The sequence below is a fragment of the Bosea sp. 685 genome (assembly GCF_031884435.1).
Lineage (GTDB): Bacteria > Pseudomonadota > Alphaproteobacteria > Rhizobiales > Beijerinckiaceae > Allobosea.
Genome location: NZ_CP134778.1, coordinates 63,050 through 81,931, shown reverse-complemented (window position 1 = coordinate 81,931; position 18,882 = coordinate 63,050). Strand labels below are relative to the sequence as shown.

At 62.2% G+C, this 18,882-nt stretch carries 21 protein-coding genes and 1 pseudogene; 10 read left to right on the top strand and 12 right to left on the bottom strand.

What is annotated here, in order from left to right:
- Nucleotides 1-284: 284 nt before the first annotated feature.
- The 6 genes from RMR04_RS00425 to RMR04_RS00400 form a co-directional block, all read right to left on the bottom strand.
- Complete coding sequence (locus RMR04_RS00425) at nucleotides 285-1,580, bottom strand: aspartate aminotransferase family protein (RefSeq protein ID WP_311909442.1); 1,296 nt, start codon at nucleotides 1,578-1,580, stop codon at nucleotides 285-287.
- A 281-nt stretch (nucleotides 1,581-1,861) separates the two neighbouring features.
- Nucleotides 1,862-2,590, bottom strand: a complete 729-nt coding sequence (locus RMR04_RS00420; RefSeq protein WP_311909463.1) for an amino acid ABC transporter ATP-binding protein — start codon at nucleotides 2,588-2,590, stop codon at nucleotides 1,862-1,864.
- Between the two features lie 20 nt (nucleotides 2,591-2,610).
- A complete protein-coding gene (locus RMR04_RS00415; RefSeq protein WP_311909441.1) occupies nucleotides 2,611-3,300 on the bottom strand; it encodes an amino acid ABC transporter permease in 690 nt (229 codons plus the stop codon).
- Entirely contained in the window at nucleotides 3,297-4,025 is a 729-nt protein-coding gene (locus tag RMR04_RS00410) for an amino acid ABC transporter permease (protein WP_311909440.1), read from the bottom strand. The genes RMR04_RS00415 and RMR04_RS00410 overlap by 4 nt, the downstream gene beginning before the upstream one ends.
- A gap of 6 nt (nucleotides 4,026-4,031) precedes the next feature.
- The gene (locus RMR04_RS00405; RefSeq protein ID WP_410492127.1) at nucleotides 4,032-4,946 is read right to left on the bottom strand and encodes an amino acid ABC transporter substrate-binding protein; all 915 of its coding nucleotides are present in this window, start codon (nucleotides 4,944-4,946) and stop codon (nucleotides 4,032-4,034) included.
- 150 nt (nucleotides 4,947-5,096) lie between these two features.
- Nucleotides 5,097-5,243, bottom strand: coding sequence for a hypothetical protein (locus RMR04_RS00400; RefSeq protein WP_311909438.1), 147 nt, complete (start codon nucleotides 5,241-5,243; stop codon nucleotides 5,097-5,099).
- 12 nt (nucleotides 5,244-5,255) lie between these two features.
- Here RMR04_RS00400 and RMR04_RS32040 point away from each other — a divergent pair, with 12 nt between their 5' ends.
- The 3 genes and pseudogenes from RMR04_RS32040 (at nucleotide 5,256) to RMR04_RS00390 (ending at nucleotide 6,861) form a co-directional block, all read left to right on the top strand.
- On the top strand, nucleotides 5,256-5,498 hold the full coding sequence (locus tag RMR04_RS32040; RefSeq protein ID WP_410492126.1) for a tripartite tricarboxylate transporter permease: 243 nt from the start codon (nucleotides 5,256-5,258) through the stop codon (nucleotides 5,496-5,498).
- Nucleotides 5,444-5,674 (top strand): annotated as a pseudogene (locus tag RMR04_RS00395) (tripartite tricarboxylate transporter permease); the annotation flags it as partial. The gene RMR04_RS32040 and the pseudogene RMR04_RS00395, both read left to right, overlap by 55 nt.
- Nucleotides 5,675-6,084: 410 nt before the next feature.
- Nucleotides 6,085-6,861, top strand: coding sequence for a transporter substrate-binding domain-containing protein (locus RMR04_RS00390; protein WP_311909437.1), 777 nt, complete (start codon nucleotides 6,085-6,087; stop codon nucleotides 6,859-6,861).
- Between the two features lie 12 nt (nucleotides 6,862-6,873).
- Here the strand turns inward: RMR04_RS00390 and RMR04_RS00385 are convergent, their stop codons facing one another.
- The 6 genes from RMR04_RS00385 to RMR04_RS00360 all read right to left on the bottom strand — a co-directional run bounded on the left by RMR04_RS00385 (nucleotide 6,874) and on the right by RMR04_RS00360 (nucleotide 12,726).
- Nucleotides 6,874-8,550: an IclR family transcriptional regulator domain-containing protein gene (locus tag RMR04_RS00385; protein ID WP_311909436.1), complete on the bottom strand. Its 1,677-nt coding sequence runs from the start codon at nucleotides 8,548-8,550 to the stop codon at nucleotides 6,874-6,876.
- A gap of 129 nt (nucleotides 8,551-8,679) precedes the next feature.
- Entirely contained in the window at nucleotides 8,680-10,197 is a 1,518-nt protein-coding gene (locus RMR04_RS00380; RefSeq protein WP_311909435.1) for an aldehyde dehydrogenase (NADP(+)), read from the bottom strand.
- 85 nt (nucleotides 10,198-10,282) lie between these two features.
- A complete protein-coding gene (locus RMR04_RS00375; protein WP_311909434.1) occupies nucleotides 10,283-10,423 on the bottom strand; it encodes a YciI family protein in 141 nt (46 codons plus the stop codon).
- 169 nt (nucleotides 10,424-10,592) lie between these two features.
- Complete coding sequence (locus RMR04_RS00370) at nucleotides 10,593-11,066, bottom strand: nuclear transport factor 2 family protein (RefSeq protein WP_311909433.1); 474 nt, start codon at nucleotides 11,064-11,066, stop codon at nucleotides 10,593-10,595.
- Nucleotides 11,063-11,800, bottom strand: coding sequence for an RraA family protein (locus RMR04_RS00365; RefSeq protein WP_311909432.1), 738 nt, complete (start codon nucleotides 11,798-11,800; stop codon nucleotides 11,063-11,065). Before RMR04_RS00365 ends, RMR04_RS00370 begins: the two co-directional genes overlap by 4 nt.
- A 188-nt stretch (nucleotides 11,801-11,988) precedes the next feature.
- On the bottom strand, nucleotides 11,989-12,726 hold the full coding sequence (locus tag RMR04_RS00360) for a FadR/GntR family transcriptional regulator (RefSeq protein ID WP_311909431.1): 738 nt from the start codon (nucleotides 12,724-12,726) through the stop codon (nucleotides 11,989-11,991).
- Between the two features lie 194 nt (nucleotides 12,727-12,920).
- Here RMR04_RS00360 and RMR04_RS00355 point away from each other — a divergent pair, with 194 nt between their 5' ends.
- The 7 genes from RMR04_RS00355 to RMR04_RS00325 all read left to right on the top strand — a co-directional run bounded on the left by RMR04_RS00355 (nucleotide 12,921) and on the right by RMR04_RS00325 (nucleotide 18,817).
- Entirely contained in the window at nucleotides 12,921-13,604 is a 684-nt protein-coding gene (locus tag RMR04_RS00355) for an amino acid ABC transporter permease (RefSeq protein ID WP_311909430.1), read from the top strand.
- Nucleotides 13,605-13,622: 18 nt separating this feature from the next.
- Nucleotides 13,623-14,270 carry an amino acid ABC transporter permease gene (locus tag RMR04_RS00350; RefSeq protein ID WP_311909429.1) on the top strand — a complete coding sequence of 216 codons (648 nt, stop codon included), beginning with the start codon at nucleotides 13,623-13,625 and terminating at the stop codon, nucleotides 14,268-14,270.
- Complete coding sequence (locus RMR04_RS00345) at nucleotides 14,254-14,982, top strand: amino acid ABC transporter ATP-binding protein (RefSeq protein WP_311909428.1); 729 nt, start codon at nucleotides 14,254-14,256, stop codon at nucleotides 14,980-14,982. The genes RMR04_RS00350 and RMR04_RS00345 overlap by 17 nt, the downstream gene beginning before the upstream one ends.
- A gap of 29 nt (nucleotides 14,983-15,011) precedes the next feature.
- On the top strand, nucleotides 15,012-15,812 hold the full coding sequence (locus RMR04_RS00340) for a transporter substrate-binding domain-containing protein (protein ID WP_311909427.1): 801 nt from the start codon (nucleotides 15,012-15,014) through the stop codon (nucleotides 15,810-15,812).
- 96 nt (nucleotides 15,813-15,908) lie between these two features.
- Entirely contained in the window at nucleotides 15,909-16,997 is a 1,089-nt protein-coding gene (locus tag RMR04_RS00335) for a mandelate racemase/muconate lactonizing enzyme family protein (protein WP_311909426.1), read from the top strand.
- Nucleotides 16,994-17,833 carry an aldose epimerase family protein gene (locus RMR04_RS00330; protein ID WP_311909425.1) on the top strand — a complete coding sequence of 280 codons (840 nt, stop codon included), beginning with the start codon at nucleotides 16,994-16,996 and terminating at the stop codon, nucleotides 17,831-17,833. The genes RMR04_RS00335 and RMR04_RS00330 overlap by 4 nt, the downstream gene beginning before the upstream one ends.
- 183 nt (nucleotides 17,834-18,016) lie before the next feature.
- Complete coding sequence (locus RMR04_RS00325) at nucleotides 18,017-18,817, top strand: helix-turn-helix transcriptional regulator (protein WP_311909424.1); 801 nt, start codon at nucleotides 18,017-18,019, stop codon at nucleotides 18,815-18,817.
- Nucleotides 18,818-18,882 lie beyond the last annotated feature (65 nt).

Genomic DNA, 18,882 nt, shown 5'->3' with positions numbered 1-18,882 from the left:
CTCGACCTCGACGCCTCGCCCGAGGTCGATCGGCCGGAAGACGACATTGTCGAAACAGGCATTGCGCGTCTCCTCGGGGACGATCGCAACGCCGAGCCTGGTAAGAAACCTTCTGTCCTGCCTGGTCCTACCCTCGGCCACAGCATCGCCAGCAGTATCGGCCAGTCGACGCGGTCGGTATTGCCATCTGCAAAGGCGGTGTTAGGCGAGACCGTTGGAACACAGGAGTGGCCATAAGCCACCCGAGATCCCTGCCCCGAAAACGGTCTTGTTAGCCAACCTTTTCACGCCGCCAGCCGCTCGGCTGCGACAATGTCAGCCGAGGCCTTAAAAGCTGCGATGGTGTCGCGAACATCTTTGTCGTCATGCGCCACGGAGATGTAAAGCTTGCCATCACTTTTGAGGACGCCGTGCTGACGTACAAGATCGTTGAACCGCCTTATAATAGCGTGGTCAACGTCGATCGACTCGCGATAATTGTTGACATCGCTGCGGGTTGTGAAAATCGCGTCGAACATGACGGGCTCGCCCTTGACCACCGCTGGAATGTCGGCCTCGCGCAGACTTTTCTCCAGCCCTAGCCAGATGGCTTTACCGGTTGAGTGCAGCTTCTCGTATGTGCCGGGCTGCCTAAGTATCTTGAGGGTGGCCAAGCCAGCAACGGCGGCGATCGGATTGCCGCTGAGGGTGCCGACCATGGGGGCGAAGCCATCCAATCCGACCTTGTTGCGGTCGAAATGAGCCATGATGTCAGCCCGACCGGCGATGGCGGAGAGTGGAAAACCTCCACCGATGGCTTTGCCCAGGGTACAAAGATCGGGGGTGACACCATAATAGGACTGAGCGCCGCCATACGCGAGCCGAAAACCAGTCACGACCTCATCGAAGATCAGGGGAATGCCAAGTTCTGCAGTGATGTCGCGAAGTCCTTGCAGAAATCCCGGGACTGGCGGCAGGAGACGTTGCAGCGGCTCCAACATCACACCTGCCAATTCATCACGATACTTGTGGATGAGCTGCTGTGCGGCCGCAAGGTCGTTAAAGGGGGCGACCACCATCTCGTTCTGAACAGACTCCGGGATACCCGCAGAGTCGGCTGTCGGCCTCTCAGAGTTCCCCGGCCTCAATGGAGCCGTGCTCATGAGCGCGTAATCACTCATGCCAAGAAAGCCACCCTCAAACTTCAGGATCTTACTGCGTCCACGAAATGCGCGAACAAGACGCATGGCAAGGGCATTGGCTTCAGAACCTGAGCTCGCGAAGCGAACCTGTTCGGCACACGGCAACGCATCGACGATCTCGCCCGCAAGCATGATCCCGTATTCGTTGTTAGCGAAGAAGGTGGTGCCCCGCGATAACTGCTCCGTTACTGCAGCATTCACTTCGGGATGTGCATGCCCGACAAGCATCGGACCGGATCCTAGAAGATAGTCAATATATTCGTTTCCGCTCACATCCCTGACGCGGCCGGCACGCCCATCGCGGATAATGATTTCACTGGCGATGTTGCCGAAAATTCCGCCTGGCAGGACACGCCGCGCCGTCTCCACTAGCATTTGCTCTTCGCTACTGATTTTCATTCCGCGCTCCTTCTCCGGCTGTCGTCTGATAGCGGCCGGGCGCCCATGGGCATGCACAAGGCCGCGAAGCATTCGAGTTCAACGCGCGTAATCTCAAGATTTGATCTATCGCGTTGATAATATTCGTATTTTTAAGTTTGTCAGGGACGATCACGAGGAAGCATCCTCAACACGGATGTGCGCGTCATGTCGCGTGGCTCTGAATGCGGACGCTTCCATGAAGCACACCAATTTATGTCGTCCCGCCTCCGACTTTCGGAAATCGCGAGTGCATGACACGCCTAGTGTGCCAGGATCTTGGAAAGAAACTGCCGCGCCCGCGGGCTCTGCGCACCTTCGAAGAAGGTCTGCTTCGGTGCGTCCTCTACAACCTCACCGCAGTCCATGAACACCACGCGGTCCGCGACCTTGCGTGCGAAGCCCATTTCGTGCGTCACCACCATCATGGTCATGCCCGAGCCGGCGAGTTCCACCATCACGTCAAGCACCTCGCTCACCATCTCCGGATCCAAGGCGGACGTCGGCTCGTCGAACAACATCACCACCGGATCCATGGCCAGGGCGCGGGCTATGGCAACGCGCTGCTGCTGCCCGCCGGAAAGCTGTCCCGGGAACTTGCCGGCATGTTCTGCCATCCCGACCCGGGCCAGCAGAGCTTCGGCTTTGGCCCGCGCGGCTGCAGCGCCTTGGCCCAGCACCTTACGCGGACCCAGGCACAGATTGTCGAGCACCCGCATATGGGGGAACAGCTCGAAATGCTGGAACACCATGCCTACCCGTGCGCGCAACTTGGGAAGGTTCACGCTCTTGTCGCCCAGTTGCACCCCGGCCACTGCGATCCGCCCCTTCTGGAACGGCTCGAGCGCGTTGATGCACTTGATCAGCGTGCTTTTGCCGGACCCTGAAGGGCCGCAGACCACCACGACCTCACCCTTCGCGACATCCATGCTGCATTCATGCAGGACCTGCATGGATCCGTACCACTTGCTGACGGTTTGAAGTTGGATCACGGCGTCGGACATGCAGCCTCTCAGCGGGGAATAGAGATGGCGACCTGTAACCGGCGCGCCAGACGGGAGAAGGTGAAGGAGATTGCGAAGTAGACGACGGCGACGAAGGTGTACATTTCCACCAGTCGTCCATCGCGCTGCGCGACCTGGCTGGCGGCGCCCATGAAGTCGATCAGGCCCAACACGTAGACGAGCGATGTGTCCTGGAACAGCACGACCGTCTGCGTAAGCAACACCGGCAGCATGATCCGAAACACCTGCGGAAGCACGACGGAGGTCATCACCTGGCTCGGCCGCAGCCCTATCGCCTGCCCGGCCATGAACTGGCCGCGTGGTATGCTCTGAATGCCGGCGCGGATGATCTCGGAAAAATATGCGGCCTCGAACACGATGAACGTGACGAGTGCCGAGACGAAGGCGCCGACCTGCACCGGACGCGGGGCCCCGGTGAGCCATTGTGCCAGATAGGGCACCAGGAAGTAGAACCAGAAAATGACCAGCACGAGTGGCATCGCCCGTACCAGGTTGACGTAGCCAGTCGCGAGCAGCCCCAGCACACGGTTTCCAGAAAGCCGCATCAATGCAAGTAGCGTTCCCAGCACAAGTCCGCCCGTCGCGGCGAGCAGCGTGAGCGACAGGCTGAAGCGCAGACCTTCCAACAGCACGTAACGTGCGCTGCGGACGATGACGTCGAAATCGAAACCGCTCATGTTCGGCTAAATCCGGGGATCCGCGTCCGACGTTCCAGCCAGCGTGCGGAAAGCGTTGCGACAAGGTTCACAAGGAGATAGGCGACGGTGGCCGCCGTGTAGGCCTCGAAGACCTGAAAGGAAAACTCCTGCATCGCCTGCGCCCGGGCCGTCAGCTCCGCCAAGCCGATGGTCAGTGCCACAGATGTGCTCTTGATGGTGCTGAGCATGTCGCTGGTCAGCGTCGGCAGGATGATGCGGAAAGCGACCGGCAACAGCACGTAGCGATAGGTTTGCGGCAACGTAAGCCCCAAAGCTATCCCGGCCGCCTTTTGCCCCGCCGGCAGCGCCGCGATCCCCGCGCTCACCTGCACCGCCACACGTGCCGACATGTAAAGCCCGATGCCCACGACGGCGGTGTGAAAGGCGGCGTTCGGCGACTGCTTCAACCAGGCGCCCCACGCCGCGGGCACTACTTCCGGCAACACGAAGTACAGCAGAAAAAGCTGCACCAGCAGCGGGATGTTGCGGAACAGCTCGATCCAGCAGCTTGACAGCACGCGCCCGGTCGGGCCGGGCAGGGAGCGCAGGATACCCACCGCCGAACCGAGCAGCAGCGCCAGCGTTCCAGCGAGCGCCGCTGTTGACAGGGTGGTCAGCAAGCCTTGCAACAGCATGCCGAGGTACGTGCCGGTTCCTTCTGGAGACTGTAACCAGAAGACGTTCCAGTTCCAATTGTACTGCACTGGGATCTAGCCCGGGTACGAGGCCGGATCGGGGCTATCGGTCGGGCTTTCAAACTGATGCTTCAGTACCGGCGGGATCGGAACGTTGAAGTTGATACCCTTCGGCGGGATCGGCGACAGGAACCACTTGTCATAGATCGCCTTCATCTCCGGGCTTTTGTAGAGCGTGGCCGTGGCGCGATCGACGACCGCTTTGAAGGCCGGGTCGTTACGGCGCAGCATGATGCCGTAAGGCTCGGGCTTGGAAAACGGATCATCGACGATCTCGTACAACGACGGATCCTTCGACCCGGCGATCACGGCAGCAAGCAACACGTCGTCCATCACGTAGGCAGCGGCGCGGCCGGTCTCCACCATCAGAAACGCCTCAACGCCGTCCTTGGCTGGCAGCACCGTGATGCCGAGCTTCCGAGACGCATTGACTTGGTTGAGCTGCACCATGTTGGAGCTGCCAGACACCGACGTCACTGCCTTACCCTTCAACCCTTCGATGCTCGCGATGTGGTCAGCCTTGCGTGACACGAACTTACTGGCCGTCAGAAAGTGGCTATTGCTGAAGGTCACCTGCTTCTGTCGGTCGGGATTGTTCGTGGTGTTGCTGCATTCCAGGTCGACTGTCCCATTCGCCATCAGCGGAATCCGGTTGGACGCAGTAACCACGTTCGTTTGGACCTTCAGGTCCGGCATCTTCAGCTCAGCTTTGATGGCGTCCACGACTTTCATGCAGATGTCGATCGTGTAGCCGACAACCTGTTGCTTGTCGTCGATGTAACTGAACGGGACCGCGGTGTCCCGGATCCCTAAAGCGATGATTCCCGTTTCCTTGATCTTCTGAAAGGTCCCGGTCAGATCCTCCGCCTGGGCCTGAGCCAAGGCTGGGACGGCAAGGACCCCCGCGATGAGAAATCGAAGATGACGGATGCTCAAATTCCTGAGTGGGCGTGCGACTGCGATGGCTGAGCCGGTGACGACCATCGAGGCGAACGCCACGCAGATTGGAAGCTGTTTCATGGGCAATCCCTTTCCCCTTTTTATGCATTGGGGTCAGAGTTGCCCAAAGGCATCAAGTCGTCAATAAACATCAAGTTGCCAAAAATGACATTTGTTGCCCAAATATGTGTCGATCGCGCAAATGGTAGCCAGCACGGTCTCGACGATCCTTGGCGGCGCCTTTGCGACGCCATTGGCTGATGTGGCGCTGAAGTTCGGGGCGGTCATATATGCTCTCTCATGGCACTCGGCCTCGTCGGATCGATAGTGCTCGCCGCCGGCTCGCTGCCACGCGCGGTCGCGACGATCGTGCACGGCTTGTTGGTCGGCATCGTGTGGGCCGACATCAACTCCAGCACCGCGCGTTACACCTTCGGCCTGCCGAAACTTGAGGACGGGTGCCTCGGTGATGACCGCAGCCCAAACTCTTCTGGGGCATCATCGTGTCCATGTGGCTCGGCAATCTCATGCTGCTCGTGCTGAACCTGCCTCTGATCGGGGTTTGGGCGCGCATGATCCTGGTGCCTATCCCTGCATTTTCCGGCCATCATTGTGTTCTTCGCAATCGGCGTGTTCAGCTTGAGCAACGCGACCTTCGACTCCATCTGATGGCGCGGTTGGGCCTGCTCGGCCATGTCTTCCCGGAGCTTGACTGCTAGTCCCACCGAAGCTGCGGGGCTTCATCATCGGTCCGGGGTGGAGAAGGATCTGCGGCGAGCGCTGCCCATCTCCAAGGAGGCCCGGCGATCTTCGTGCCCCGCCCGATAACCTCCACCATGCTTGGCTAGGCTTGCCTTGGTGCTGCTGTTGACCGTCATTGCCCCGACGGCGCTCAAGAAGCGGGAGGAAGCCTTTCGGCATGAGGGCTGATGCGCCGACGACGAAACGATTCCGTCATGTCTCACAACGTGAGAGTCCCGGGCGGCGGCGAACCCAATCGCGCTATTGTCCGAGCATCGCCCGGGTTAGCTTCCATCTGATCAAGGCCAGATCTCAAAAAAGCTGGCCGCCGCTTCCGTCGGGAAGGGGTTGATGGAGGGAATGATCAATGAATCGTCGCACATTTCTGTTGGCCGGGCTCGCCATCCCCATCCTGCCCACAATGTCTGCCCGCGCGCAGGATGTGCCTGCCTCGATCAGGAAGTCCGGCAAGATCAGGGTGGCCCTTGAATACGGTAGGCCGCCTTGGGGCTACAAGGACACGTCGCTGAAGCCGACGGGCTCGGATTACGAAACGGCCGTGCTGCTGGCGAAGGACCTCGGCGTCGAGCTTGAAATCGTCGAAGTCACGGGCCCCAATCGCGTGCCCATCCTGGTCACGAGCAAAGCTGATGTGGTGATCTCGACCTTTTCGATCACGGCGGAAAGGCGCAAAGTCGTCGAGTTTTCGCTGCCTTATGCTAGCGCCGTCCAGTATGTGGCGGCGCCCCGCAGCCTTGACCTGCGGCAGCCGAAGGACCTCTCCGGCAAGAGGGTCGGCGTCACGCGTGGCACGACCGGCGACATGGCGCTTTCGAAGCTCGAGATCAAGGCGATGGAGATCGTCCGTTTCGATGACGAAGCCACCAATATGACGGCCTTCGCCAGCGGTCAGGTCGACATCGTCGTGCAGGAACCGGCGGTCATCAGCCGCGTGGCGGAGCAAAATCCAAAGCGCGAGATCGAGCAGAAATTTACCATCGCCGAGTTCGATGTCGGCATCGGCTTGCGCAAGAACGACGTGGAACTGACGGACTATATCAATGGCTGGGTCAGGCAGAACCTCGCCAACCGCAAGCTCAACGAGATCTACAGAAAATTCCACGGCGTGGACCTGCCGCCGTCGATCTTGTCGGGCAAGGCATGAGAGGCGGCGGCCTCAGGCGACGCCTTCGCTGAAGGCGATCGCACCCGCCTTGCCTGGATGCGCGATCAGAAGCCGGCCGGACAAAGGCGCATTTTCGAGAACGTCGCGGGCAAGGCCAATCCGCGCCGTGGTGACATACATCGCGCCGCCCGTCCGCGCCTCGAAGGCGAGCCCTGTCGGCCGCGGCACGGGCAGCGGCAGCAGGCTTTCGACATCTCCTTCCTCGGTCAATTTCGCGACGCTCCAGCCGTCGAAGAGTCCGACCCAAAGCCTGTCCTCGGCATCGACCGCGAGGCTGCGCGGTTCGCCGGACACGCGCAGGATCCGGGTGACGAGACGAGGCGACGGCGCATTCCTCTCGATGCGGTGGATGGTGCCGCGTTGGGCATCGGCTGCGAAGAGCCGCTGCCCGTCGCGGCTCCAGGCGAGCGCGCCGACGTTGCCGCGCAGCGTCCAGCCCGTCTGCAGCGAGCCGTCTTCGTTCAGCCGGGCGATGCGCGTATCATCGCCGTGCTGGACAGCCGCCCATATCCCGCCCTGGGGATCCGTCGCGAGGGCCTGTGTTCCGACAAGCTCCGGCGCCGCGATCTCGCTGACATGCCCGCCCTCGCCGAGCTTCACGAGTCGTGCGCCCATCACCAGCAGCGCCTCTCCGCCGGGGGCGAGCGCGACGCCGTCGATCGGCTCGAAGGGTTCCAGCCGGAAAGGAGCCGTTCTCGGCTCGCCCGTCATGTACAGGCAGGGCGCGAGACGATCTGCCCAGAGAAGGCGCGCATGTGATGCGTCCCAGACCGGATGGGCGCCATAGAAGGCGGGTTGGGCCTCCGCCGGATGGGCATGTGAAGCGGTCCTGGGCAAGGCAGGCTTCATCGGCATGCTGCGCAGGGCGAGGCCAATGTTGCGCGCCGCCAGGGCGATTTCGGGCCCTAGTTGCTCGACGCGCTCCTTTGTCAGCCTGTAGATCGGGCCCGCGACGCTGATGGCCGCGACGGGCCGGCCAGCTGCATCGAGGACGGGGGCGCCGACGCAGCGGTTCCCAATCAGGATCTCCTGATCCTCGATCGCATAGCCCCGGGAGCGCACGATCCGCAGTTGCACCCTCAAGTGGTCGGGATCGGTGATGGTCTGTGGAGTGAAGCGCTCTAGCGGGGCCCGGGCCAGCAAACGATCGACCTCCTCCTCCGGCAAGAAGGCGAGGATCGCCTTTCCCTGGCTCGTACAGTGCAAGGGCTTGCGCATACCGAGCCTGGCAGCCGAACGCACGTCGTGCGGACTCTCGAACTTGCCGAGGGAAAGCACGGCGCCCTCATGGAGCACGGCGAGATAGGCGGTCTCCCCGGTCATGTCGCGCAGGCGTTGCAACTCGGTGCTCGCGATGGCGGCGAGATCGGGTGCCGTCCAGACGTTCTGTGCAAGTTCGAGAAATCGATAGCCGAGCGTGTATCCCTGCGCGACGGGGTCGAAACGGATGAAGCCCTGTGCAATCAGGGCTGCGAGGATGCGGTAGAGCGTCGCTTTCGGCCAGCCGGTGGCGGCGCTCAACTCCGCGGTGCTGACCAAGCCGGGCGCCTCACCGATCAGGTCGATGAGACGAAAGGCCTTGCCGATGAGCTGGGTTCCCGGAACGCTCTGACGGGTGCCGGCGCTGTCGGGATCCCATTCCCTGATGCCGCTTGAGGGATCTGACATGGAACGATCCATCATGTGAGCCGGAATGGCGATCGTGCACCGGCAACCTGCCCTTCAGTTCCACCATGTGGTTTCGCGGTCAAGCGCCGTGGGCGAGCGGCGGCTATCCTCGTCAGGCACTCGTCGATGCTAGCCGGCAATGTCCGCCGGCATGATGTCGCTCGGCAGGCCCTGGTAGCAGACCGGTCGCAAGAACCGGCGGATCGACAACGTTCCCACCGATGTCGCGCCGAAATTGGTCGAGGCCGGATAGGGGCCGCCATGCACTATCGCGTCTGACACCTCGACGCCCGTCGGGAAGCCGTTGGCGAGCACGCGGCCAGCTTTCCGTTCGAGGATCGGCAGCAGACGGCGCGCTGCGGCCGCATCGCCGTCGTCCAGGTGCAGAGTCGCGGTCAGCTGGCCTACCAGGCCGCGGGCGATGCTCTCCATCTCGGCGAGGTCTTGCAACTTGACGACGATCCCGAGGGGCCCAAACACCTCTTCGCGGATTGCGTGATCACGCTGCCAGACCTCGCCAGTCGTCTCGAACAGATGGGGTGCGGCATGGCGTGTTTCGCAGGATGAGCCCACAATCTCCTCGACACCCTCCGCGGCGCCGACACGGCGGGCACCGTCTCGGTAGGCGGCCGCGATGCCATCGGTCAGCATGGCTTGCCGGTCAACGCCCCGAAGCCCTTCGACGGTTGCGGCTATCAGTGCTTCCGCCGCCGGGCCCTCGATGACGAATGCGACACCGGGATTGGTACAGAATTGGCCCGCGCCCATGGTCAGCGAGGCGGCCCAGCCTTTTCCGATTTCCGCACCGCGGGCTTCCACCGCGTGGGGTAGCAGGAACATCGGATTGACCGAGCCTAGCTCACCGAAGAACGGGATCGGCTCGGGCCGCCTGGCGCAAAGGTCGAAAAGCGCGCGACCGCCTGCGAGCGAGCCGGTGAAGCCAACGGCCTTGATCAGCGGATGCGTCACGAGTACTTCGCCGACATCGCGCTTGCCGCCCTGAACTAGCGAGAAGACGCCGGGATGGAGGCCTAGCCGGGTGATCGCGGCAGAGATCGCCTGGGCGACGATCTCACCGGTCCCTGGATGGGCACCGTGGCCTTTGACGACGACTGGGCAGCCCGCCGCCAATGCGGCTGCCGTGTCACCGCCGGCCGTCGAAAAGGCGAGCGGGAAATTGGAGGCGCCGAAGACTGCGACGGGCCCGATTGGCCGTTGCAGCATATGTAGGTCGGGGCGCGCCGAAGGCTGGCGATCCGGCAGGGCCGGGTCGTGACGGCGGTCGAGATAGGCTCCGTCGCGGATGTGGCTGGCGAAGAGCCGGAGTTGCCCGATCGTCCGGCCGCGCTCCCCCTTGAGCCTCGCCGCCGGCAGGCCGGTTTCCTCCACGCCGATCTCGGTTATCTGCACGCCGCGGCGGTCGATCTCCTCGGCAATGGCTTCGAGAAAGGCCGCGCGTTCCTCGCGGGTCGAATATCCGAAAGACCAGAAAGCGTCTTCCGCCCCCTCTGCAGCTGCATCGACCAATTCCTGCGTGCCGGCGAAGAAGACGCGCCCTTCGCCAGTCGATGGAGCGGACAGGAAGGTGCCTCCCGAATCCCTCCATTCGCCGGCAATCAAGTGCCGGCCAGTCAATCTGAGCGTCATGGCGCAATTTCCGTCTGTCGATGTCGAGCGCAAGATTGCCCGGCATCGGCGGGCGGAGCGCGGTTTGAGGCTTGGGCCCGGCGCCTCAGCTCTTCCAGGCGACGCGCCGGAACGGGACGATCTCCATGTCGTCCCAAACTCCCTCACGCGCATAGATCTCGGAGGCCAGATAGGCATCGAGAGCGGCGCGATCGGGAAAGTCGCAAAGCACGATGGAGCCGATCATCGTTGTACCGTCTTCGGAAAGCATCGCCCCCCCCGTCGACGATAGTGCCTTCGGCCTTCATCCGGTGGATGCCTTCAAGATGCTCGTCACGTGCAGCCAAGCGTCGGGCGAGCGTGTCCGCCGCCTTGGAGTCCCGGGCGATGATGGCGAAATGCACTGCCTTGTACCTCTACGCAATCTTTGGAGCGGGGCTCGGGGGCTGCAGCGCGTAGCCGCGCCCCTCGTAGTCGAATTCATGCAGCCGATTGACGGGCGTGCTCTTGTCGACCGGGCTCGCATAATAGGCGCGGATTTCGCGAATGCGCGTGATGTCGTCGTTGAAGACGTACCACTCGTCCCCTCGCAACGCCTCGCCCAGCGCCGTCTTCCAATGCGTCCATTCAATGACGGCCTCGTGCCCGTCCTGGGCGCAGAGCACCTTCTCGATCGTCCAACGCGAGCCGAGATCCCTGACGCAGCGCACCCACCCGTCGGCGATTGCGGAGGCGCCACGCCAAGGCGCGCCGGGCAACCCCGGCGGGAAATAGTGGACGCCGTCGGGCGTGAAGCAATCGATCAATCCCTGACGGTCAGCCGCGTTGCACATGTCGAAATAGTGGCGGATCAACGCCTCGGCCTTGGCCGCCGGAGTGTCGGAGCTCATAGGTCGTTCCCCGCCGCAAGCCATGCGTCATATTCCGCGAGCGTCTCCGGCCCCGCCGGATAGGTTCCGAAGAGAGGCGCGCCGGCATCGATCTTGGTGAAAAGGAACTTCTCGCGCCGCTCCTGCTCATAGGCAGCGTCGGCGACCTCCGCCGCGATCTGGCGCGGAATGACCGTCACGCCATCGGAATCGCCCACGATGATGTCGCCGGGATAGACGGCGACTTCTGCGCAACCGACGGGTTCCTGCATCGCGATGGCCCGATGATAGGCTGGACGCGTGGAGGCGGTGTTGGCGCGGCAATAGGCGGGGAACGGCATCTCCGAAATTTCCGTGCCGTCGCGGAAGGCGCCGTCGGTGATCGCCGCAGCGACACCCTTGCGCATCATGCGGGTCATCAGCATGTTGCCGGCGGAAGCCGCGCGGGGGTCATTGCGGCTGTCGATCACCAGGACCTGCCCAGCCTCGATCGCCTCGACGGCCTCCCACTGGATGTTGTCCTCGCCGCGCTTCTTGAGATCGCCGAGATCCCAGTCCTTGTCCTCTCGTGAGGGAATGAAACGCAAGGTGAACGCCTCACCGGCAAAGGAGCCGGCCTTGCGGTTCAGGGGGGTCAGCCCGACCAGAAACTGCTGACGATAGCCGCGCCTGAAAAGCTGCGTCGTAAGAGTCCCCTGGCCGCATTTTCTAAGTTTGTCGAGTGTCTCCGGCGAGACGGCGATCTTGTCGGACATGGATGGCCCTTCGGTTTTGCGATCCTACATCGTAAGACGGGCCCGGCTTGGATCTCGGCCGCCGTCCGACGTAAGCCATTTTTAGCCCTTCCGGCGCCAAAAGCGATGCCTTCAGCTCAACAAACATCTCTTGATGCTGCCATCGGTCTCATAATGTGGGATTAAGACAGACGAGACGGCGCGCCTTCTCACGTAAGGCGTTCGACGTCCGGTGAGCGATCGTGCATCAGATCGCGATAGCGGCGCAGACTGCCCTCCAGATGGAACCGCATCGCGTCACGCGCGGCATCCTTGTCGCTGTGCGCGATGGCGCGCGCGATCCGGTCGTGTTCCGGGACGATATGCTCAAGGCTGACGGCGATGTCAGACGCCGCGCCCCTCATCGCGAGGCGAGGGATACCGTTGTTGCCCATGACGTCGAGAAAATCGCGAAAGCGCGAGTTGCCCGAGGCGTCGGCGACGGCCTGATGAAAGGCGAAGTCGGCATCGTTGGTCGGGCGACCTTCGGCCAGTGCGCGCTGGATGTCGCGATTCCGTTCGAAGATCGCCTCGTCCTGGCTAGGAGAGCTGCGCATGGCGGCAAGAGCCGCCGCCTCGACTTCCACCGCGATGCGAAACTCCAAAACCTCCATGATGGTGGAGATCCGCGTGTGGTCGGAGAGCGAGAAGGTACCAATCCCTGCCTCCGCTCGCTCGACATAAATGCCGGAGCCCCGGCGGGAACGTAGCAGTCCCTCCGCCCGCAGGGACGCAATCGCCTCTCGCACCACAGAGCGACTGACCTGAAAGCTGTCCGACAGCTTGAGCTCCGTTGGCATTCGCGCACCCACGCCATGGACGCCACTCGCGATCTCGCGCCGCAACTGGTCCGCGATCCCTCTCACGAGATTGGGCTTTTCCTCCGCGGAGCCGGTGTTGCTCGCCATTTTTCCCTACCTGCCACTTGCCCTCCTGAGTGATCCCGGTGCGCCGCCTTGTCAATCGCAAAGAAAATTAGTCTGACTACTTGATCAGGTCAGTCAGATTGATTAGGGAAAAAGAAACAGACAAAATTTTGGAGGAGGCGCCTATCGGGTTCCGGACGCGCATGGCGCGGTCGGGAGCTGGGGCGAAAAACGACATGGCGTATGAATTCGACTTCGGGAGCGTCCTCGCCTCTTGGCCGATGCTCCTACAGGGCGCCTGGACCACGCTCGTCCTGACATTCTGGGCCACTCTGGCCGGCTTCACTGTCGGCACATTGTGCGCAGTTGCGCGCACGAGCGGGCCACGGTGGCTGCGCCTCGTCGTCGGCGGCTATGTGGAGGTCGTCCGCAACACCCCATTGCTGATCCAGGCGTACTTCCTGATCTTCGGCCTCGCCAGCATCGGGGCTCGCCTCCCGATCATGCTCGGCGTGGTGATCGCAATGGTCGTGAACATCGGCTCCTACACGACAGAGGTCATGCGCGCGGGCATCGAGAGCATCAAGCGCGGTCAGATCGAGGCCGCAGGCTGCCTAGGTCTGTCGAAGGCCCAGATATTCCTTCATGTCGTCCTCAGGCCGGCAATGGAGCGCGTCTACCCGTCCCTGGTTTCGCTCTACGTCCTGCTGATGCTGGGCTCCTCGGTTTTGTCGGCCGTCGGAGTCGAGGAGCTGTTCGGCGTGTCGAACCGCGTCCAGTCGCTCACCTACCGCAACTTCGAGGTCTTCATCGTGCTAGGCGCGATCTACCTCGCGCTGACCCTCCTTCTGAGAGGAAGCTTCTGGGTTCTTGGCCAGCTGATCTTCCCGCGCCGGCGCAAGCTCGGCACCGCGCTCTAGCAGGACAGGCAAAACATCATGCAGCCTCTGTACCTGCTTTCGCTTCTCAACGGGATGTTCGGCACGATCACGCTGAGCCTCCTTACGATCCTCTGCGGGGGAGTTGCGGGCTTCGTAATCGCCCTCGCCCGGATATCGCCGCTTCGGACCGTGGCCATGGCCGCGATCGCTTACATCCAGATCTTTCAGGGAATCCCGCTGTTGGTGCAGATGGGGCTCGCCTATTTCGGGCCGCTCCTGCTCGGCTTCGATTCGGTTCCGCCGCTCGCTGCCGCAACACTGGCGATGAGCGTCTTCGCGAGCGCCTACCTTGGCCAAATCTGGTACGGCTGCCTGATTTCGGTCGCGAAACCGCAGTGGGAAGCTGCGGAATGCCTGGGGCTCAGCCGGTGGCAGCGCATGAGGCGCGTCATCCTTCCCCAAGCCGTACGCATCGCGACGCCAGCGACCGTCGGCTTCCTCGTCATCATCGTCAAGAACACGTCCGTATCGTCGATGGTCGTTGGGTACCACGAGCTGACCTACAACGCGAAAGTCATAAACAACGCCACGTTTGAGCCATTTCTATACTTCGGCTTGGCGGGGCTGCTCTATTTTCTGATTTGTTATCCGCTGTCGGTCCAATCCAGAAGACTTGAGAGGAAGTTCAATGTCGGCAATCGTTGAATTCGTCGATATGCGTAAATCCTTCGGTTCCGTTGAAATTCTGAAGGGCGTTTCCTTCTCGGCGGATCGCGGCGAGGTGGTTGCCATCATCGGGCAGTCCGGTTCGGGCAAGTCGACCGCATTGCGCTGCATTGACGGGTTGGAGACAATCGAGGGCGGCGAGCTCTGGGTCTGCGGCCATGCACTGCATCGTCAGAAGGTGGATCTGAAGGCGCTTCGACGCGACGTGGGTATCGTCTTTCAAAGCTACAACCTCTTCCCGCATCTGACCGCCGAGCAAAACGTCGCCCTGGCTCCGCATCTCGTCGCCGGCAAATCCCGCAAGGAGGCGCTGGACATTGCGGAGGAGGTGCTGGGCAAGGTCGGGCTGGCAGAGAAACGCGCATCCTATCCCGAGCAGTTGTCCGGGGGGCAGCAGCAGCGCGTGGCCATCGCTCGCAGCCTGGCCATGCAGCCCAAGCTGATGCTCTTCGACGAGGTGACGTCCGCGCTCGACCCCAAGCTGACGGGAGAGGTCCTTCGCGTCATGGAACGGCTGGCGGCCGACGGCATGACCATGATCCTCGTCACGCACGAGATGCAGTTCGCCCGGAACGTGGCCGACCGCGTCGTCTACATGCGCGACGGCCGGATCCACGAAATGGGCGGCCCCGAAATCCTGGCCAAGCCCCAAACTCCGGAACTCGCCGACTTCATCACTCACGAGCAGTGAAAGCTGCCGAAAACACCCAGGGAGATCTCATGTCACGCATCCTTCTCGCCGCCTTCGTCGCGGTTCTGACGTCCTGCCTCGTGCCGTCCGCGCAGGCGCAGACGCTCGATCGGATCACCAAGTCGGGCACGCTCAGGATCGCCTTCGATCCCAACGTGCCGCCGTGGTCCTACAAGGACAGCAATCTCCGCTACGCCGGATACGAACTCATGGTCGCTGAGAAATTCGCGAAGGATCTCGGTTTCAAGTTGGAGATCGTCGAAACCAACGGCGCAAATCGCATTCCGCTGCTCATGACCAACAAGGTCGACCTCGTCTTCGCGGCGATGACGATCACCGACGAGCGCAAGAAGGTGATCGAATTCTCGCTGCCATACGGCGGCACCGAGACGGCTGTCTCGGGACCGATCGGTGCGAAGGTCGCAGCGCCCGCGGATCTGGTTGGCAAGCGCATCGCGGTCGCACGCGGCACCGTCATGGATACTCAGGTCTCCGCCATCGCTCCCGCCGGCACGGAAGTGGTCCGCTTCGAGGACGAGTCGACCGCCATGACCGCCATCGTCTCCCGCCAGCTCGAATTCATCGCCCAATCGACGAGCCTGAACCAGACGATCATGACGAAGGACCCAGCACTCAAGATCGAGCCCAAGGTCATTCTCGGCACGGGGCTGCATGGGATCGGCATGCGCAAAGGTGACGACGCGCTCAAGGCCCGGGTCGATGCCTGGGTGAAGGCGAACATGGCGGACGGCACGCTCCAGAAATTCTTCGAGCAAGCCCACGGGATGGCGATGCCAAAGCGGGTCGTCGAAGCCGCGACGGCCCCCTGACATCGCGACGACCACGGGTTGGAAGAGGCAAATGAAACAGGTTTTTGGCGGCAGCTACGCGAAGACGAATCCGACCCGCGGACGGGAGACAAAGGCATGAAGGTTGTCGCTGCAGAGAGCTTTCGCCTCGCGATCCCGTTTTCCGACGGGGGGCGCGGCGAAGGCATGACGCCCAGCGTCTGGAACCGGCTCGACATCGTGCTGGTGCGGCTGGAAACCGACTCCGGTCTCGTCGGCTGGGGCGAAGCCTTCGCCTATTTCTGCGCTGGGGCGGTCAAGGCGATGCTGGATGAAACCGTGCTGCCGTTGGTCATCGGCTGCGAGCTGGACGATCCGGCGGCCATCTCCGACATGCTACAGCGTAGACTGAGCCTGTTCGGGCGCTACGGAATTACGATCTTCGCGCTTTCCGGCGTCGATATCGCGTTGTGGGACATAAAGGGGAAGAGCGCAGGCTTGCCGATCTCGATGCTGCTCGGCCAGCGCCGCCGCGACACGTTGCCAGCCTACGCCTCGCTCGTCCGCTACGGTCATGCCGAGACGGCATCACGGTTCACGCGCCAAGCGATTTCCGAAGGCTTCCGCCACGTGAAACTGCATGAGGTCACCCGCCCGGAGATCTCCGCTTGCCACGCCGTGCTCGACGGCGCCGCATTGATGGTCGATGTAAACTGCGGCTGGACCACGGACGAAGCCCGATCGATGGCAGATTGGCTCGGGGAGATCGGAGCGCTGTGGCTAGAGGAGCCGACGTTCCCGCCGGAGGATTTCGAACAACTGGCACAACTCTCCGGACGTGTCGCGCTCTCGTCTGGTGAGAATCTTTGTACCGCCTGGCAGTTCAAGAGCCTGATCGAGGCAGGCAGCGTCAAATATTTGCAGCCTAGCGTAACCAAGGTTGGTGGCTTCAGCGAGATCGCGAAGCTCGTCACCATGCTGGGAAGTCGCGAGGACATCGCGATCATGCCGCACTCCCCTTATTTCGGTCCTGGCTATCTCGCGACGCTTCAGATCGGCTCCGCACTGCTGGCGGAGCCATTGTTCGAGTACCTCTATGTCTGGCCGGAGACGCAGATCTATCGATCCTTGCCGATCCCGGAGGCGGGCGTCATTCGAGTGCCTGATGGACCGGGCCTCGGCCTGGACCCCGATCCTGAGGTCATTCAGCGTTACCGTGTGCAATGATGGGCGACGTCACTCTCCGAGCCGGAAAATTACGACTGGTCCTCAGGCCGTCCTGGGGCGGGCGGGTCGTGTCGTTCGACCACGATGTTTTCGGCGACATCCTGGTGCCGATCACGGACACGAGCTTTGAGCCTGAGGCATGGCCCAGAGGTGGGGCTTATCCCATGCTTCCGTTCCATAACCGTGTCAGGCTGGGGCGGTTCGATTTTGGCCGCGCGGGGCATCTCCCGGTTCACCCGGACGCCTGGCCCAACGCCTTGCATGGCATGGCCAACAGGGGCTGCTGGAACGCGGAATCGGTTCATGTCGACCGAGCCAGGCTGCTATGGGCACACGAGGCCAATTCGGCCTGGCCCTGGCGGTTTTCAGCCGAGCAGCGATTCGAGCTCGAGCCCGGGAGGCTCACCGTGGCCTTGGCGATCCGCAACGAGGACACGTACGAAATGCCTGGCGGATTGGGCTGGCATCCCTACTTTCCAACCTCCTTCACCCATCGCACGGACGCCTCGACCATTTGGCCAATAGATGGAGACTATCTGCCTCTCGGACACAGCGAAAAGGTCGTTGCACCGCTCCGCCAAGCCACCGCCTATCTTTCCAGCTGGACGAAGGTCGAACTCTCGCATCCCACCATGAGCGTCATGCTCACCGCATCCGGGCTGGACCATCTCGTACTGCATGCACCCGGTTCGGCCTACATCTGCATCGAACCCGTCAGCCACCTTGCCGGTGCTCTCAACGAGCCGCAGCGCCGTCCCGGTGCGGAGGAAGGCGGCATGACCCGTATCCAGCCTGCCCAATCGTTACAGGCGCAGATCAGGCTGGAAATAGGCTAACAAAAGACCGCCGTTCACAAGCCGACTCCCTGGCCGTCCCTAGCATCGAGCGTCGAGAAAAAGACGCCTTGGGCGAGAGCCATACCATCTTCGAGGACATCGACTTACGGCCGACAGGGCGACATGCTAGAAGATCTCCAAACGAAGAAGGCCTTTTCAGGCCCGCGTCATGGGGAGGGAATCGTGACCTTGTTTCAATCAGGAAGCGTTTTGGATGAAGGGTGCTTGGGCGTCATTGCGGATATTGGTCGCGAGACGTTCCCTGCAAGCGCTTTCGCCTGCCTTCGCCATGTCGCCCAGGCGGACATGTTCTCAGCCTTCGTCAAGTCGGATGCTGGTCGAGTAGACCTGATCTGCGCCGATGGCGTTGGAGCCAATCACACGAGCCCGGTCGGCCTCTCCTTGCGGTACGCCAACGAGTATTGGCGGCGCGATCCCATGATGGACATTCGCGTCCCGGCTGGGGAAAGCGTCACGCTACGTCAGTCTTGGTCGAACATTCCTGATCGCGATTATAGAAGCATCTGCTACCTCCACCCCCGGGTCATCGAACGGATCTCGACCTGCATCCCGCGCGACAAGGACGTCATCTTCCTCAACATCTATCGTCGGGAGGCGAGCGGTTGTTTCGCGGACGATGAGCTCGAACGCTTCCACCGGGTGGCGAAAGCAGTCGCCACTTGCGTCGGCAGTCACGATCGCCTCCTGCGGCTGGAGGCCCTCGCGTTGAAGCCCTCGCACGCCGCGACCGAGCGCACGCTCCGGGCTGCCGATCCCCGTCTTAGCGTCCGGGAGGCCGAGGTCTGTGCAGGGATCTTGCGCGGCGATGCGATCAAGGAGATCGCCAACAAGGTGTCCCTCGAGCTGAGCAGCGTCATTACCTACAAGAAGCGAGCGTTCCATAAGCTGAACATCTCGACACGGCGTGAGCTGCAGGAGATTTACGAGCGAGGCCTCAAACGAACGCCGACTTTCGATGAATGAGGGTCCCTCCCCACGGCCCTGATCGCTAGGAGACGTGGCGAGGGACCGCCTGTGGCGAATCCTGT